General features: G+C 66.7%; 14 protein-coding genes. 2 read left to right on the top strand and 12 right to left on the bottom strand.

The window, feature by feature from the left end; genetic code table 11:
* The 9 genes from GZH52_RS00945 to GZH52_RS00905 form a co-directional block, all read right to left on the bottom strand.
* Window positions 1-1,437 carry a YfcC family protein gene (locus tag GZH52_RS00945; RefSeq protein WP_163314677.1) on the bottom strand — a complete coding sequence of 479 codons (1,437 nt, stop codon included), beginning with the start codon at window positions 1,435-1,437 and terminating at the stop codon, window positions 1-3.
* Window positions 1,438-1,796: 359 nt separating this feature from the next.
* Window positions 1,797-3,164 (bottom strand): allantoinase AllB, encoded by a 1,368-nt coding sequence (gene allB / locus GZH52_RS00940; protein ID WP_163314676.1) that lies wholly within the window; start codon window positions 3,162-3,164, stop codon window positions 1,797-1,799.
* 43 nt (window positions 3,165-3,207) lie between these two features.
* Window positions 3,208-4,638, bottom strand: coding sequence for a YfcC family protein (locus GZH52_RS00935; protein WP_163314675.1), 1,431 nt, complete (start codon window positions 4,636-4,638; stop codon window positions 3,208-3,210).
* Window positions 4,639-4,855: 217 nt separating this feature from the next.
* On the bottom strand, window positions 4,856-6,286 hold the full coding sequence (locus GZH52_RS00930; RefSeq protein ID WP_163314674.1) for an NCS1 family nucleobase:cation symporter-1: 1,431 nt from the start codon (window positions 6,284-6,286) through the stop codon (window positions 4,856-4,858).
* Between the two features lie 175 nt (window positions 6,287-6,461).
* Window positions 6,462-7,916, bottom strand: coding sequence for a YfcC family protein (locus GZH52_RS00925; RefSeq protein WP_163314673.1), 1,455 nt, complete (start codon window positions 7,914-7,916; stop codon window positions 6,462-6,464).
* Window positions 7,917-8,042: 126 nt separating this feature from the next.
* Window positions 8,043-9,071, bottom strand: a complete 1,029-nt coding sequence (locus GZH52_RS00920) for an aspartate/ornithine carbamoyltransferase family protein (RefSeq protein WP_163314672.1) — start codon at window positions 9,069-9,071, stop codon at window positions 8,043-8,045.
* Window positions 9,072-9,129: 58 nt separating this feature from the next.
* Window positions 9,130-9,903: a (S)-ureidoglycine aminohydrolase gene (gene allE / locus GZH52_RS00915; protein WP_163314671.1), complete on the bottom strand. Its 774-nt coding sequence runs from the start codon at window positions 9,901-9,903 to the stop codon at window positions 9,130-9,132.
* Window positions 9,904-10,227: 324 nt separating this feature from the next.
* Complete coding sequence (locus tag GZH52_RS00910) at window positions 10,228-10,884, bottom strand: glutathione S-transferase family protein (protein ID WP_163314670.1); 657 nt, start codon at window positions 10,882-10,884, stop codon at window positions 10,228-10,230.
* Window positions 10,878-12,176 (bottom strand): hydantoinase/carbamoylase family amidase, encoded by a 1,299-nt coding sequence (locus GZH52_RS00905; protein ID WP_163314669.1) that lies wholly within the window; start codon window positions 12,174-12,176, stop codon window positions 10,878-10,880. Before GZH52_RS00905 ends, GZH52_RS00910 begins: the two co-directional genes overlap by 7 nt.
* A 126-nt stretch (window positions 12,177-12,302) precedes the next feature.
* On the opposite strand from GZH52_RS00905, the gene GZH52_RS00900 reads away from it, so the two are divergent.
* Window positions 12,303-13,349 (top strand): AraC family transcriptional regulator, encoded by a 1,047-nt coding sequence (locus tag GZH52_RS00900; RefSeq protein WP_163314668.1) that lies wholly within the window; start codon window positions 12,303-12,305, stop codon window positions 13,347-13,349.
* Between the two features lies 1 nt (window position 13,350).
* On the opposite strand, the gene GZH52_RS00895 is transcribed toward GZH52_RS00900, so the two are convergent.
* The 3 genes from GZH52_RS00895 to GZH52_RS00885 form a co-directional block, all read right to left on the bottom strand.
* On the bottom strand, window positions 13,351-14,088 hold the full coding sequence (locus GZH52_RS00895) for a sulfite exporter TauE/SafE family protein (protein WP_163314667.1): 738 nt from the start codon (window positions 14,086-14,088) through the stop codon (window positions 13,351-13,353).
* Window positions 14,085-15,119 carry a low-specificity L-threonine aldolase gene (gene ltaE, locus GZH52_RS00890; RefSeq protein ID WP_163314666.1) on the bottom strand — a complete coding sequence of 345 codons (1,035 nt, stop codon included), beginning with the start codon at window positions 15,117-15,119 and terminating at the stop codon, window positions 14,085-14,087. The genes GZH52_RS00895 and ltaE overlap by 4 nt, the downstream gene beginning before the upstream one ends.
* Before the next feature lie 110 nt (window positions 15,120-15,229).
* Window positions 15,230-15,469, bottom strand: a complete 240-nt coding sequence (locus tag GZH52_RS00885) for a hypothetical protein (RefSeq protein ID WP_163314665.1) — start codon at window positions 15,467-15,469, stop codon at window positions 15,230-15,232.
* A gap of 172 nt (window positions 15,470-15,641) precedes the next feature.
* Between GZH52_RS00885 and GZH52_RS00880 the strand changes: the two genes are divergently transcribed.
* The gene (locus GZH52_RS00880; protein ID WP_163314664.1) at window positions 15,642-16,406 is read left to right on the top strand and encodes a tRNA threonylcarbamoyladenosine dehydratase; all 765 of its coding nucleotides are present in this window, start codon (window positions 15,642-15,644) and stop codon (window positions 16,404-16,406) included.
* Window positions 16,407-16,467 lie beyond the last annotated feature (61 nt).

Here is a 16,467-nt window from a genome sequence, read left to right as displayed (position 1 = left end):
TCAGGCGAGCGCGACCAGTTGCGCGACGAACAGGCCGGCCAGCGCCAGCGCGACCAGCAGGCCCAGCAGGGGCAGGAAGAAGCGTACCCAGCGGTTCAGCGGCACGCCGGCCATCGCCAGGATGGCCATGAAGTAGCCTTCGGTCGGCTGGATCACGTTGGCCAGGCCCTCGCCCCATTGCAGGCCGAGCACCACGATCTGGCGCGAGACGCCGACCAGGTCGGCCAGCGGGTAGAGGATGGGCAGCGTGATCACCGCCTTGCCCGAGCCGGACGGCACGATCAGGTTGAAGAACCACTCGGTGGCGAAGATGCCGTAGGCGGTGACCGCCGGCGGCAGCCTGCCCAGCATCTCGGACAGCCAGAACACGATGGTGTCCATGATCATGCCCTGCTCGAGCACCACCGACACGCCGCGGGCGATGCCGCAGATCAGCGCGCCGACCATCACGCCCTTCATCGCGTCGTTGTAACTGACGCAGATCGCGTTGAGCGTCTGCCCGGCCAGCAGGCAGGCGGCGACCGCCATCAGCATGAAGAGGCCGGAGATCGCCATGAACCCGAGCTTGAACTCAAGGATGGCCGCGATGATGGCGACGAACATCAGCAAGGTCGCCGCACCGGCCATGCGCTGGCGCGGGGTGTAGCGGCTGTCCGCTGCCCCCTCCTCGCCGGCGAAACGCGCGCGCAGCGTCGCGTCGAGTTCGGCGGTCGGGCTCTTCTCCGGGTCGGCCTTCACCCGCGCCGCGTGGCGCATGATGAAGGCGGTGCTGATCGCGAGCGCGAGCGCGAGGAAGGCGAAGCGGAAGGCGGCGCCCGAGAACATCGGCAGTTCGCCCAACAGGTGGGCGGTGCCGACCGTCGCCGGCGCGGTCAGCGCGAACGCGAAGCCGACCGAGGGGCCCAATAGCGCGATCGCGGTGGCCGTCATCGTGTCGTAGCCCAGGCGCAGCATCAGCGGCAGCACGATGGGCAGGTAGGCGATACCGAGCTCGGGCGTGCCGATGAAGGCCGAGATCACGCCGCCGACCGAGGTGAGCACCGGGATCATCAGGCTGGTGCGGCTGCCCAGCGCGCCCAGCAGCTTGTCGATGCCGTAGTTGATGATGCCGGCGCCGCGGATCACGCCGACCGCGCCGCCGACCAGCAAGGTCAGGATCACCACGTCGCCCGCCTTGACGAGGCCGGTCGGGATCGCCTCGACCACCTGCATGAACCCCACCGGCTGCTGCTCGATAAAGGCGAACGAGCCGGCGACCACCGTCGCGCGGCCGTTGACGATCTCGCGCTGGTACTCGCCGGCCGGGATCACGTAGCTGAGCAAGGCGACGAACACGATCATCGCGCCCAGGATCACGTAGATGTCCGGGATCTCGAACTTGCCGGCCGGTTTGGCTACGGCCTGATGCGCGGGGGGCGTTGAAACAGGAATGGCCATCGTTGATCTCCACTGAAAGTTTGCGATTCGGATACGGCGACCTGGCCCGGCATGCCTGCTTGCCGGGCGGGGAGTATCCACTACCGTAATGACAAACACGGCCCCGCACACTGTCCTTGCACGCCAGCGTGTCCGGCCATGCACACTTGTTTGACAAAACGCAAAAAAGCTTGCCTGGCAATGCTTACAGCGGAAATCAACCCATCAAAACACCTGTCATCGCACGCCAGCGCATGGCACGCACAGACAGATTACGGCAGCAGAATGAAGGCTGGACAGTCCACGCCCGCCAACCCGCAGACGACAAAAAAGGCACCGGCGCGGTGCCGGTGCCTTGGTGGAAAAACAACAAAACAGGCTTAGCTGCCCTGCTTGCCGGTGACGCGGATCAGGCGGCCGTCTGCCTTGCCGAAGTCCTTGCCCAGTTCGAAGATGGTGCGCCCGCGCAGCACGGTGCGGGTGACGCGGCAATCGATCTTGCGGCCCTCGTACGCGCTGTGCTTGTTCTTGTAGTAGAGGCCTTCGGCGCTCACCGTGTACGACTGCTCGGGGTCGATGAACACCAGATCGGCGTCCTTGCCGATCGCGATCTCGCCCTTGTCCTTCAGGCCGAAACGCTCGGCCGGGTTGGTCGCGAGCACCTGCGCGAGCAGGGTCGGGCTGAGGCCGCGCTGCTTGACGCCGGCGTCGAACATCGCGTCGACGCTGTTCTGGCAGGCCGACAGGCCGCCCCACGCGTCAAACGCGTTTTCCTTGTCTTTGAGGTCGAAGGTGCACGGCGAGTGGTCGGAGCCGAGGATGCCGATCTTGCCGGCAGCGAGATATTCCCACATGCGCGCCTGGTTGGCGTAGTCGCGGATCGGCGGCGAGCACTTGGCGCGCGGGCCGATCGCGTCGAGCTCTTCGGTGGCGAGCAGGAAGTAGTGCGGGCACGACTCGACCGACGCGTCGACGCCGTCGGCGATGGCGCGGTGGATGGCGTCGACCGCTTCCGGGCAGCTGTTGTGCGCGATATGCACGCGGCAGCCGGTTTCCTTGGCGATCAAGAGCACGCGCTGCACCGCTTCCACTTCGGTGAACACCGGGCGGCTGGCGACGTAGTCGGACACCTTGCTCTTGCCCTCGGCGCGCGCCTTCTTGCCCAGCCCGTCGGTCAGCGCGGCGTTCTCGCAGTGAATCACCAAGAGGTCGCCGGTCTCGGCGAGGATCTTCATGCCTTCGTACAGCTCGAAGTCGTTGACGTTCTTGAAGTCGCCCGGCTTGCCCGAGCCGCAGGTGGCGACGAAGCACTTGTACGCGGCGACGCCGGCTTGCGACATCGGCTTGAGGTCGTCGAAGTTCCACGGTACGAGGCCGCCCATCAGCGCGTAGTCGACGTGGCACTGGCCGCTGGCGGCGCCGATCTTCAGGTCCATCGCGGCGACGTCGGTGGTGGCCGGGATGGTGTTCAGCGGCATCTCGACAAAGCAGGTGGTACCGCCGGCGGCCATCGCCTGGCTGCCCGTCTCGTAACCTTCCCACTCGGTGCGCCCCGGCTCGGAAATATGCATGTGCACGTCGACCATGCCCGGCATCACGTACTGGCCCGCGGCGTCGACGGTCTCGCGCGCCGGCTCTTCGACATGGTCGGCGATCACGGCGATCTTGCCGTCGCGGATGCCGAGTTCGGCGTTCACCACTTCGTTGCGCAGCACCAGGCGCGCGTTGCGGATCAGGGTATCGAGCATTGGGATTTCCTTGATGGTTGAAGGTTGGGTGGCTGCCTTGGGGTCAGAACGGCCCCAGCGCGATCGTGTACGCCAGCGTCAGCGAGCCGGCCGCAATCGCGAGCAGCACGCCAAACAGCGGCAGGTAAAAGCGCAGCCACTTGAGGTAGTCGACCCGGGCGATCGCCAGCGTGGCGATGAAGTAGCCCGAGGTCGGGAACAGGATGTTGGTCATGCCGTCGCCCATCTGGGTGGCGAGCACCATGGTCTGGCGGGTGATGCCCAACAGGTCGGCCAGCGGCACCAGCACCGGCATGGTCAGCACGGTCTGCCCGCTGCCGGACGGGATCAATGCGTTGAACATCGCCTGGCACAGGAAGACGGTGATCACCGCGACGGCGCCGCTGAAGTCGGACACCAGGCCGACGATGCCGTAGACGATGGTGTCGGCGATCTGGCCGTGGCTCATCAGCACCGAGATCGCACGGGCCAGGCCGCAGATCAGCGCGCCGACCAGGATCTCGCGGAAGGATTCGTCCAGATCCTCGCACAGCGCGTTGGCGCGCTTGCCGGCGATCAGGGCGGTGGCAACGGCGACGGCGAGAAACAGGCCGCTGATCGCGTTGAAGCTCAGCTGCCACTTGAGGATGGCGACGATCACGCCGATCAGCGAGACGCCGCACAGCACGCCGGCGAGCTTCTGCCGCTGCGTGAAACGGACGGCCTCCTCGCCGTTGCGGGTACTGAGCAAGCGGGTGCGCAGTTCGGCGTCGGTATCGAACACCAGGCTCGCCGCCGGGTTGGCCTTGACGCGGGCGGCGTAGCGCCAGGTGTAGGCGATGGCGACCAGCATCACCAGCGCGAGCATCCCGGCGCGGTAGCCGGCGGCGGAGAACATCGGCAACTGGGCGATGCTCTGGCCGATGCCGACGGTGCCGGGGATGGTGATGCCGAAGGCGAAGCCCAGCGTGGTCGGCAATAGCGCGACCGCGACCGCGGTCATGCCGTCGTAGCCCATGCGGTAGAACATCGGCAGCAGCATCGGCAGGAAGGCGATCGACAGCTCGGGCACGCCGATAAAGCCGCAGATAGACGCGAACAGCGCCATCAGAAGCGGGATCACCAGTTGCGAGCGCCCGCCGACCACGCGGATCAGCGACTGGATGCCGAGGTCGACCACGCCGGTACGGCGGATCAGGCCGACCGAGCCGCCGACCAGCAGCGTCATGAACACGATGTCGGCCGCGCCGACCATACCGTCGGGGATCGCGGTGATGAACTGCCAGAGGGTAACGGGAGAGGAAGGGAGGAACTGGAAACTGTCGGCGACGGCGACCATGCGTGGGCCGGCGGCGGTCATCATTTCGGCGCGCTGGTAGCTGCCTGCGGGTATCCAGCGGGTCAGCAAGGCCACCACGGCCATGAAGCCGACCAGAATCAGGTAGATATTCGGGAGCCGGAAGCTCCCGCCCTTCAAAGCGTGTTTGCCCAACATGCTCGCTCCTGTCATCCAGGTTTATGTCCGAAGCGGCAGGCCCTGCAGCGAAGGCCGGACCTGCCTGCTTGACTCGGGACGCAGTGTAGCGAGCCATTGCTTTTTACGCCTGTCTGCCCGTGTCATTTCCTTGTCCGGACACGCCAAGGCGGATGGCCGGTGCAGACAAATGACAGAAGGGTTGCTGTCGATGCAAACCAGCCTTCCCGTTTGCGCGTCAGGCCGGCTCGCGCGGCATGATCAGCGCGTAGATCGCGGCGGCCGCCAGCGTGCCGATCAGCCAGCCGTACGCTTCGAGGTGCCCTGCCCCCGGCCACAGCACCACCATGCAGGCGAGCGAGGCCGCCGGCACGAAGGCCGCGACCGCGCGCAGGTTGACCCCGCCCTGGTACCAGTAGCGGCCGGCCGGGTCTTCGCTGTACAGGTCGGCAATCACCACCTGGCGGCGGCGCGTCCAGTAGTAGTCGACCATGATCACGCCGAACAGCGGCCCCAGGCAGGCGCCCAGCCCCCCGACGAACAGGTTGATCACCACCGGGTTGTGGTAGAGCTGCCAGGGCAGCACCGCGATCGACAGCAGCGCGGTGATCAGCCCGCCGCGCGCGAAGGTGATGTGGCGCGGCGCGACGTTGGCGATGTCGTACGCGGCCGACACGAAGTTGGCGACGATGTTGATGCCTATGGTCGCGATGACGAAGGTCAGGCTGCCCAGGATCAGCACCGGCTTGTTCTCGATGCGGTGCACCACCTCGATCGGGTCGAGGATGGCCTCGCCGAACACCACCAGCGTGCTGGCGGTGACGATCACCGTCACCAGCGCGAACAGCATGAAGTTGATCGGCAGCCCCCAGAAGTTGCCGCGGCGCACCGCCTGCTCGCTGACGCCGAAGCGCGAGAAGTCGGCGAAGTTCAGCAACAGCGCGGCGAAATACGCGACCACCAGCGCGACCACGCCCAGCATCTCGTAAACGGTGTCGGCCGTGCTCAGCACCCGGTCGGACAGGCGCAGGGTGAACGCCCCCCAGCCGGCCTGGCTCAGCATCCACGCCGCCAGCGCGAACATCACCAGGTACACCGCCGGCCCGCAAAAATCGATGAAGCGGCGCACCCACTCCATGCCGCGCCAGAACAGCACCAGCTGCAGCAGCCACATCGACATGAAGCAGATCCAGCCAAGCGCGGTGAGCCCCAGCCACTGGCCGGGCAGCGCGGCGGACGCGCCCGGCCACACGGCCTCGACCAGGATCACCAGCGACAGCGAAGCGAGCCAGGTCTGCACGCCGTACCAGACGATGCCGACCGCCGCGCGGATCAGCGCCGGGATGTTGGCGCCGAACACGCCGAAGCTCAGCCGTGCGAGCACCGGGTACGGCACGCCGGTCTTCTGCCCCATCACGCCGACACCGTTGAGCAGCTGGTTGACGATCAGGATGCCGGCCAGCATCGCGAGCAGGATCTGCCAGCCGGCGAGGCCGAGGAAGAACAGGCCCGCGGCGAACACATAGCCGCCCAGGCTGTGGATATCGCTCATCCACAAGGCAAAGAAGCTGTAGGTCCCCCAGCGGCGCTCGGCCACCGGCAGCAGGTCCTCGTTGGCGAGGCGGTCGCTCGGGGTAAACGGGAGGGAGAGGGATTCGTTGGATGCCATCAGGACATTCCTTTGCGAACGGCAGCGCCCGCATGCGGCATGCGCGGCACTGCAATGCAGCGAAACGGCGTGTCCCGTCCGTCGCGCCCTCGGACGCGGCCGCACCCCAGAAAAAACGGGCCTGTCGGCGTCGACAGGCCCGCGCGGGGACACACCTTCCGGCTTGGCCGGAGACTTACAGACCCATGGCCTGCTGGATCACCAGCGCGATGCTCGACATCACGCCCAGGGCCATCATCAGCGGGAAGTAGAAGCGGATCCACTTGCTGAACTCGACCTTGGCCAGCATCAGGGTGGCGACGAAGAAGCCGGACGTCGGGAAGAAGATGTCGGTCAGCTGGCCGCCCCAGGCGTTGGCGGTCACCACCACCTGCTGCGGGATGTCCAGCAGCGTGGCCAGCGGCGACAGTACCGGCAGGGTCAGCACGGTCAGCGCGGTCGCGCCCGGCACCAGGAAGTTGAAGATCGACTGGGTCCAGAAGATGCCGACGGCGGAAGCTTCCGGCGGTACCACGCGCAGCATCGCCTCGAGGTAGTACACCAGGGTGTCGGTGATGATGCCGCGGTCCATCACCACGGCGATGGCGCTGGCCACACCGCACAGCAGCGCGGCGACCATGATGTCGCGCATCGACGCGTTCAGGTCGTCACAGATCTGCTGCGGCTTCTTGCCGGCGATCGCGGCTGCGGCGAGGCCGATGAACAGGAACAGGCCGCCGATGGCGCCGAAGCCCAGGTTGTTGATCAGGATGGTGGCAATGGCGGCCGGGAACATCACGAAGCAGGCGTAGCCGGCCAGGATCTGGCGACGGGTCGCGGTGATCTCGCCCTTCTGTTCGCCTTCGGCCAGCTTGGCGCGCATCTCGATGTCAGTATCGAAAGTCAGGCTCTTGCTCGGGTTCTTCTTCACCTTGGACGCGTAGTACATGGTGTAGGCCACCGACATCACCACGGCGATCGCCAGGATCACGGCGCGGAAGCCGGAACCGGAGAAAATCGGCAGTTGCGCGATCTGCTGGCCGACACCGACCGAACCCGGGATGGTCAGGCCGAAGATGAAGCCCATGCACGGGCCGAGCAGCGACACCGCCATCGCGGTCATGCCGTCATACCCCAGCCGGTAAAAGAGCGGCAGCAGGATGGGCAGGTAGGCCAGCGACAGTTCGGGCACGCCGATGAAGGCGCCCAGCGCGCTGAACAGCGTCATCAGGATCGGGATGATCAGCACTTCCTTGTTGCCGACCGCACGGGCGAGCTTCTGCACGCCGATGTCGATCAGGCCGGCGCGCTTGATCAGGCCCATGCCGGCGCCGACCAGGAAGGTCAGGAACACGATGCCGGAGGCGCGGTTCAGGCCGTCGGGGATCGCGGTGACCAGGTCCATGAAGCCGACCGGGTGCTGCTCGATCTGCTTGTAGGTGCCGGCGACGACGAATTCCTTCACGCCGTGCGCGGTCTCGACCTTTTCGCGGTCGTACTGGCCAGCAGGAACGATATAGGTGAGCACCGCCATCACCATGATGAAGATGGCGAGGACGATGTAGATGTCCGGCATCTTGAAGCCGGATTTCTTGGCGGGAGCAGCAGCGCCGGCGGCGCCGGTAGCGGGAGAGGAGCTTGGGATTGCCATGATTGCATCTCCAATGAGGTAGTTCCGCAACCGCCGCTTGCTAAACCCGGCGGCGGCTGCCGGAAAACAACAATCGAGGTCCGGAAAAAAGGGGGAATCGCTTCCCCCTTTCCAGTGACGCATCGCTTAGTTCACACCGACCACCGCGGCCAGGAGGGCCATGCGGATCGCGACGGAGAAGCCGATTGCCTTGAAGTACAGCTCGTGTTCGGTAGCGTCGATGCCCATGTCGAACTCGCCCGGGTTGCGCGGCAGCGAGTGGTGCACGCCGACCACCTTGCCGGTCTTCTTCTTGATGTTCTCCAGCATCTCGAGGGAGATGTAGTGGTTGGAGAGCTTCTTCATGAAGTCTTCGCGGTTCGGGTCGTCCTTCTTCACCGAGCAGCCCGGCAGGTAGACCAGGTCGGCGCCGACGTCGGCGAACAGCTCTTCATGCTGCTTCACGTTCAGGTCGAAGTGTTCTTCCCAACGGGCGCCCATGCGGGTCAGCTTCTCGCGGATGATGTCCGGGGTACGCAGTTCGCTGGTGCCGGTGTACACGATGCGGGCGCCCATGGCGGCCAGGGCCAGCGCGAAGGATTGGCCGGAGCGGGCACGCGACAGGTCAGGCGAGCTGATCACGACGGTGGCGTTTTCCAGGTCGCCGAAGGCGCGGTAGCAGCTGTAGCTGTCGAGCAGGCCCTGGGTCGGGTGGGTCACGTGGCCGTAGCCGCCGGAGATGATCGGGCTACCGTTGCCGCCCAGCTCTTCGATCGCGCCGAGCGCTTCCTTGTCGTCCGGGTGGCGCATCACGATCACGTCAGCGTACTGGCTGGTCACACGCAGGCTGTCGTACAGGCTTTCGTTCTTGGCGGCCGAGCTGTTGTGCAGCGGGTCGGCTTCGGTGATCACGTTGCCGCCCAGGCGCAGCATGGCGTTTTCGTGGCTGCAACGGGTACGGGTCGACGGCTGGAAGAACAGGGTGTACAGCGTCTTGCCTTGCAGCAGGTTGGTGCCGGTGCGCATGAACGGCTCGAGCATCTCGGCGGACTGGTACAGCGACAGGATCTGTTCGCGGCTGAAGTCGTCGAGGAAGGTGATGTTCTTGCCCTTCATGCCGGTGGCGGCCAGCGTTTCGCGGATGTCCTTGGCTTTGAATTCTTTGGTCAGTGCCATGATTGCTTTCCTTTTATCGTGAATTTTTCAGTGAGTATTCGTGTGCCGGGCGCCGCGCTCAGATCTCGACGTCGCGGTTGCAGTCTTTCGAGTAGATGTAGGTCAGCGGGCCACGGCCGGTCGCGTACACGGCCTGCTTGGTGAACGGGCCGAACCACATGAAGTCTTCCGCCTTAACGTGGATCCAGTCCTCGCCCATCATGTACAGGCCTTCGCCTTCGTACAGGTAGGCGCCATGTTCCTGCACGTGGGTTTCCACGAAGGGGTGGCAGCCGTCCGGGTCGAACGACAGGATGTGCATGTTCATGTCGAACGCTTCGTTGACCGGCAGCAGGTCCTTGAGGTGGACGTTGCTCATGCCGTCGTAGTCAACCCAGTCGATGTCGTTGGTGTTGCCGAACACGTTGAACGGAGCGCGGCCATCCGGGTGCGGCACGTAGCGCTGCTTGTACAGCAGGATGCGGCATTCCTTGCCGTTGACGTTCTCGAACTCGATGCCGGTGCCGGCGGTGGCGTACGCGTAGCCGCCCTGGCCGTAGACCTTGCTCTCGCCGCCGACGGTGATCTTCAGTTCGCCTTCGCCGTCGAGGATGTAGACGAAGCTCTCTTCATGTTCCTTGCCACCGTACTTCAGGGTGGTCTTGCCGGCAGCGCCGACGGTGCCGATGAACTGGATGAAGCTCGCGCCCATTTTCGGGGTTGCCAGGATGGTCATCTTGCAATCGGAGAAACCCGGCACGCAGTTGATGACGCGGCCTTCGGGGGCGATCACGGCCCATTCACCATGCTTGACGACGGAGCGGTTCTTCAGCAGACCAACTGGGTAAGGCATAACTGTCTCCAATTTCGGTTAATTAGCGGCTTTATTCGGCCAAATTCGTTTAACTTTCAGCTTGCTTCGGTTTGTCTCTGAAAGTGAAGCCAGTCTACTCCCCCGTTTCGCACCGTCTCTGTCCCGTGGCGACAACACGTTGTCCAAGCGCGCCACGGCTTTTGCCGCTTGCAGGGCACGCAATACAGACATCCATCACACGCAAGCGCCCGCCGCTCTGCGCCGGGTGCAAGAGGCGGCCGACGGCCGGCAAACACGCATGAAAAAAGCCGCCCGGGGTGCAGGCGGCAAAGGAGGAGAACAAACGCAAAGGGAAGATACGGATCAGCCGCGCTCGAGGCGGGCCCACTCTCCGGGGGTGGTGCCGATCGGGCGCAGCACATGCGTGCGGCAGGCCGGCCGCTCGGACAGGCGGGCAAACCACGCGTCCAGCGCCGGCATCTCGAGGTGGACGATGGGCAGCGCACGGTAGCGGGCGAACATCGTGCCCAGCACGATGTCGGCGATACCCGGCTCGGTACCACCGAGGTAAGGTTTGGCCTCGAGCGCAGGCTGCAGGATCTGCCAGCAGCCGTGCAGGCGGGCGGCGCCCCTGGCGATGGCCGCCTCGTCGCGGCGCTCGGGTTCGGTCTTGATGGTCGCGACGAACACCGGCCCCAGCGCGTCGGCGAGCGTCGAGAGCTGCCAGTCCAGCCACTTGTCCCCAACCGCGCGTACCGCCGGGTCGGCCGGCCACCAGCGCTCGCCGCCGTAGCGGGCCGCCAGGTAGCGGACGATGGCGTTCGATTCGAACAGCGCGAGTTCGCCGTCGACCAGCGTCGGCACCTTGCCGTTCGGGTTCAGCCTGAGGTAGCCCGCATCGTCGTTGCCGCCGAAGCTGCCGCCGACGTTGATCCGCTCGTAGTCGAGGCCGAGCTCGCCCAGCATCCACAACACTTTCTGCACGTTGGCCGAGTTGTGCCGGCCGTAGACTGTCAACATTCCATCGCTCCTGTCTGTTTATCCGCCTCGCCCGCGGCAAGGCGTCCGTTATCCGCTGCCCAGCGCAACACCGCCGACAGCAAGGCCTCGGCACCCAGGCACAGGTGCTCGCGCCGTGTCTCTTCCGCCACGTTGTGGCTGATGCCGCCGATGCTCGGCACGAACAGCATCGCGGCCGGCATCACGCGGCCGAGGATGCCCGCGTCGTGCAGCGCGCCGCTGGGCATCGTCCGCCATGCACCGGGCGCCACCCGTTGTGCCGCATGGACGCAGGCCTCCCGCAGACCCGCGTCCATGCCCACGGCACGCGTCGGCTCGCCGCTGCGGGAGAGCCTGCATTCGACCCCGCCTTGCCCGTCGTGCGCGGCGACCAGTTCGCCGACGGCCGCCTCGATGCGGTCGAGCAAGGCCTCGTCCTGGTCGCGAAACTGCAGCCGCAACCGCCCCTCCTCCGGCACGATGGCCGCCGCGCCGGGCAAAAATTCCATCCGGCCGAAGTTCCACACCGTGTACGGGCCGGCAAAACAGGCAAGCAGCATGTCCAGTTCGTGCGCGAGCACGATCAGCGCACGCCCGGCGTCGCGCCGGCGGACCATCGGCGTCGAACCGGCGTGGTTCATCTGCCCGTGCGTCGTGATGTCGAGGTTGCGCGCGCCGACGATCGCCGACACCACGCCGATCGCCTCGCCCGCGTCGTCCAGCCACGGCCCCTGCTCGATATGCAGCTCGAGAAAGCCGGCGTAGCGCGCCAGCGCCAGCGGCTCGACCTGCCCGCTCAAGCCTGCCGCGTGCAACAGTTCGGGCAGGGGCACGCCGGTATGGCTCAGCGCGGCGTCGAGCCCGGCCTGCGTCATCAGGCCGGCCGCGCTCAGGCTGCCCAGGAAGCCGTAGTGGCTACCCTCCTCGTCGACAAAACTCATCACGTCGACGGCGAGGTGGGCGGTGGCCGGGCACGACGCGAGCGCACGGGCGACTTCGATCGCCGCGATCACGCCGAGCGCGCCGTCGAGATAACCGCCGACGGGCTGGGTGTCGGAATGCGAGCCGAGCAGCAAGGCGGGCCCCGGGTTCGGCGACACGCCGACCACGTTGCCGACGCCGTCGATGCGCGCGGCCAGCCCCGCGCCCTGCATCCGTCCGCACAGCCAGTGGCGCGACGCGAGGTCGGCCTCGCCGAAGCTCGTCCGCCGCACACCGCTGCCGTAACGGCCGAAACCGCGCAGGGTGTCCAGGCCTTCGAGCAGGCGCTCGCAATCGAGCCGGGGTCGGGAAAGGGAAGGGGTTGCTTGCATGCCGGCCAGTGTAGGCCTTGCGCCGGCGAGGGATGTGGGCGCGCACGACAAAATGTTGTCCGCGCACGCCACTATTGAGGTAGCATTCGATATCTAAAAAAGATAAAGAAAGAGGGAACACGAGAAATGAGTGCGCCGCTACATCAACATCACTCTCCGATAGAACCGACCATCCTCGCCAGCTGGATACGCGCGCTGTGCCAGACGCTGCGCGGCTACGGCGTCCACCCCGAACCACTGATGCGCCAGTGCGGCATGGACGCGGGCCTGCTGCATGTCCCCGAGGCGCGCTACCCGACCGCGCAGGTGCGCCGCTTCTGGCAGGCGGCGATCGAGCACACCGGCGACCCGCTGCTCGGCCTGCAGATGGGGGAGGAAATCCAGGCGCCTTCGCTGCACGCGCTGGGGCTGGCAATGCTCGCCAGCGCCAACCTGTCCGAACTCCTGAGCCAGATGGCACGCTATTGCAAGGTGATCTCGAGCACCATGCACATGGCGCTCAGGCACGACCGAAGCGGCAGCGCGTTGGTGATCAAGACGCTGGGCGGCAGCGAGCCCAACCACGCGGCACGGGTGGCGATGCTCGCCTTCATCCACCGCCAGGCGTGCCGTCTCTCCCAGCACCCGATCAAGCCGACCTTCGTCGCGCTGGCCGTCGAGCCGACCCCGGAATACTCGGCCCGCCTCGACAACTACTTCGGCGTGCCGGTCACCCTGGGTGCCGAGCAGGACAGCATCGGCTTTTGCTACAGCGACATGCTCGAGCCGTTCGCCGGCGCCAACCCGATGCTGGTCTCGCTGAACGAGCAGGCGATCCGCGACTACCTGAGCCGCATCGAACGGCTGCGCTTCGCCGACCGCGTGCTCGAGCAGATCCGCCGCACCCTGCCCGAGGGTGAACCGAGGCTCGGCGACATCGCGCAGACCCTGGGCGTGTCGCAGCGCACCCTGCAACGCAAGCTGAACCAGGAGGCGCAATCGTTCCAGGGCTTGCTCGACCAGGCGCGCCGCCAGCAGGCGGAAGACCTGCTGCAGCACAGCACGCTGCCCATCGTCGAGATCGGCTACCGGCTGGGTTTCTCCGACCCGAGCAATTTCTGCCGGGCGAGCCACCGCTGGTTCGACTGCTCGCCGAGCGAGTTGCGCGAACGCGGCCGGCTGGTGGCGACGTAAGCTAGCGCAGGAAAAACACCAGCGTCAGCATCAGTCCCAGCGCGACGACGAAGCGGCGCAGCCAGCGCACCGGCAGGCGCCGCGCCAGCGCGACGCCTGCAACGCCGCCTGCCACCGTGCCGGCGACGGAAACCAAGCCCGCCCGCCAGTCGATCAGGCCGGCGGCGACAAACGCGGCGACGCCGCCGCTGGCGATCAGCACTGACAGGCCGTTCTTCAGCGCTCCGGCGATGAGCAATCCGCCCGGCAAGGCGAGCGCGAACAGCGCGAGCATCATCACCCCCATCCCCCCGCCGAAGAAGCCGCCGTACACGGCGACCGCAAACTGGCAAGGCACCAGCACGCCGCGCGACCACTGGCTGCCGCCGGGGCGCGCCAGCCTGGGCGCCGCCCAAAAGAGCAGCGTGGCCAGCAGGATCAGCCACGGCACCAGCCGCATGAAGAGCGCGGCGGACACCACGCTGGCGAGCACGCCGCCGACGACACCGCCGGCGATACTCGCCACGGCGAGACCGGGCAGCACGTCGCGCGACGCGGCAAGTTCGCGCCGCATCGCGTAGCCCGACGCGAGGTAGCCCGGCCACTGCGCGAGCGAGCTGGTCGCGTTGGCAACCAGGGGCGGCAGGCCCGCGGCGAGCAAGGCCGGGAAGGTCACCAGCGTGCCGCCGCCGGCGATCGCGTTAAGCGCGCCGGCGACAAAGCCCGCGCCGAACAGCAGCGCATCCGTCGCGACGCTCATGCGCGGTCGGTCAGCGCGGCCTCGAACACGTCGGCCAGCCGCTCGACGTCGGCGGCGCTGACCTGCCAGTGGGTGACCACGCGCATCCAGCCGTCTTCCGGCGGGTTGGCCTTGACGCCGGCGTCCGCCAACGCATCCATCAGCGCGGTCACGTCGACGCTGTCGGCCAGACGGAACCACACCATATTGATCTGCACGGATGCCTCGTCCAGCCACACGCCGGGCAACGCTGCCAACCGTGCGGCAAGTCGCCGTGCGTTGGCGTGGTCCTCGGCGAGCCTGCCACTCATCTGCCTGAGCGCGACGATGCCCGGCGCGGCGATCACGCCGGCCTGGCGCATACCGCCGCCCATCAGCTTGCGGCCGCGGCGCGCGCGCGCGATGAACTCCGTGCTACCGGCGAGCAGGGAGCCGACCGGCGCGGCCAGTCCCTTGGAGAGGCAGCACATCACGCTGTCGGCGTAGCGGGTGATCTCGCGCACGTCACAGCCCAGGTGGGTCGCCGCGTTGAACACCCGCGCGCCGTCCAGGTGGATCGGTACGCCGTGGCGGTCGGCCACCCTGCGCGTCTCGGCCATCACCTCAAGCGGGATCACCCGCCCGTTCGAGTGCGCGTTCTCCAGGCAGATCAGGCCGGTGCGCGGGAAGTGGATGTCCTCGCCGACGCGGATGCGCGCCTCAATGGCTTTCGGGTCGAGCACGCCAAGCTCGCTTTCGATGGTACGCAGCTGCACGCCGGCGATCACCGCCGCGCCGCCCGTTTCGTGCCAGACGATATGGCAGTCGTCGCCGAGGATCACCTCGTCGCCGCGCCGGCAGTGGGTCAACAGCGCGAGCTGGTTGCCGAAGTTGCCGGTCGGCACCAATAGCGCCGCCTCCTTGCCCAGCATGCGCGCGCCCAGCGCCTCCAGTTCGGCGACCGTTGGGTCGTCGCCGTAGACGTCGTCGCCGACCACCGCGGCGAACATCGCCTCGCGCATCGCCGGGGTCGGTTGGGTCACGGTATCGCTGCGTACGTCCAGCCACTGCATCGCTCATCTCCTGAAAAACTGCGCATGAAAAACGGCGGCCTGTGCCGCCGTAGTGTCGCGCGGGGCCGTCCAAAGCTAGCCCCGATTGTGACAGCTCTCCAAGCGCTACGTCATGCCCCGCCGTCGACTCCATACGATTTGCGGATCTCGGCCGCCTGACGGCCGGCCAGCTCGATCGCCTCCAGGTCCAGGGTGATGTTGGTGTTGCACTTGCCGCAGAAAATATCGTTGTCGGGCGACAGCGACTTGAGGTGATGCGGCGTCTCGTGCCCGCATTCTGGGCAGGCGATGCGCAGCGACGCGTTATTGTGCTTGTCGAAGTCGATGTCGAACGACGGCTGAGGCTTCATGATGGCGGATCTCCCTGCTGGATGGATGGCAAGACAGGTCGGCGACGACCCTTCGCTCAGGCTAGGCCAGCGGGCAAACTCTTTCCACAATCAGCCACTTGCGCGCGGCAGGTTCTGGCCGTGCGCGCGGCTTTGCCGTATCCTTCGCCGCTTTGCCCTGCAGGAAACCGCCATGCAAGACGCCGACCTCAACCGCCGCTTCGGCGGCATCGCCCGCCTGTACGGAGACGCCGCACTCGAGCGTTTTCGCACCGCGCACCTGTGCGTGATCGGCGTCGGCGGCGTCGGCTCTTGGGCGGTCGAGGCGCTGGCACGCAGCGGGGTCGGGCGCCTGACGCTGATCGACCTGGACAACGTCGCCGAGTCGAACACCAACCGCCAGTTGCCGGCGCTCGACCCGCACTACGGCCGCGCCAAGGTCGACGTGCTCGCCGAACGCGTGCACGCGATCAACCCGGCGTGCCAGGTGCACTGCATCGAGGACTTCGTCGAGGTGGAAACGCTGGACGCGATGCTCGGCGGCGGCTTCGACTTCATCGTCGACTGCATCGACAGCCTGAAGGTGAAGACCGCGCTCGCCGCGTGGTGCGTCGCGCGCCGCCAGAAGCTGATCGTCTCCGGCGGCGCCGGCGGCCAGCTCGACCCGACGCAGATCCGCGTGGCGGACCTCTCCGAAGTCACGCAGGACCCGCTGCTCTCCAAGCTGCGCTACAACCTGCGCCGCCGCCACGGCTTTTCTCGCGAGCCGGGTAAGAAGATGAAGGTGACCTGCGTGTACTCGACCGAACAGCTGATCTACCCGCAGGCGGCCGCCTGCGACGCCACCGCCGGCCCGCAGGGGCTGTCCTGCGCGGGCTTTGGCGCGAGCATGACGGTCACCGCCAGCTTCGGCATGGCCGCCGCCGCCTACGCACTGCGCACGCTCGCGCGCGCTTAAGCGCGTGCGGGCGAAGACGCTGTAACGCCATACCCCTGCGCCAGCAGGTCGTGGGCGGCCG

The sequence above is a fragment of the Crenobacter caeni genome, assembly GCF_010435965.1.
GTDB classification, from domain to species: Bacteria; Pseudomonadota; Gammaproteobacteria; order Burkholderiales; family Chromobacteriaceae; genus Craterilacuibacter; species Craterilacuibacter caeni.
The sequence above is the reverse complement of the archived record's forward strand: the minus strand, read 5'-3'. Positions and strand labels throughout refer to the sequence as shown.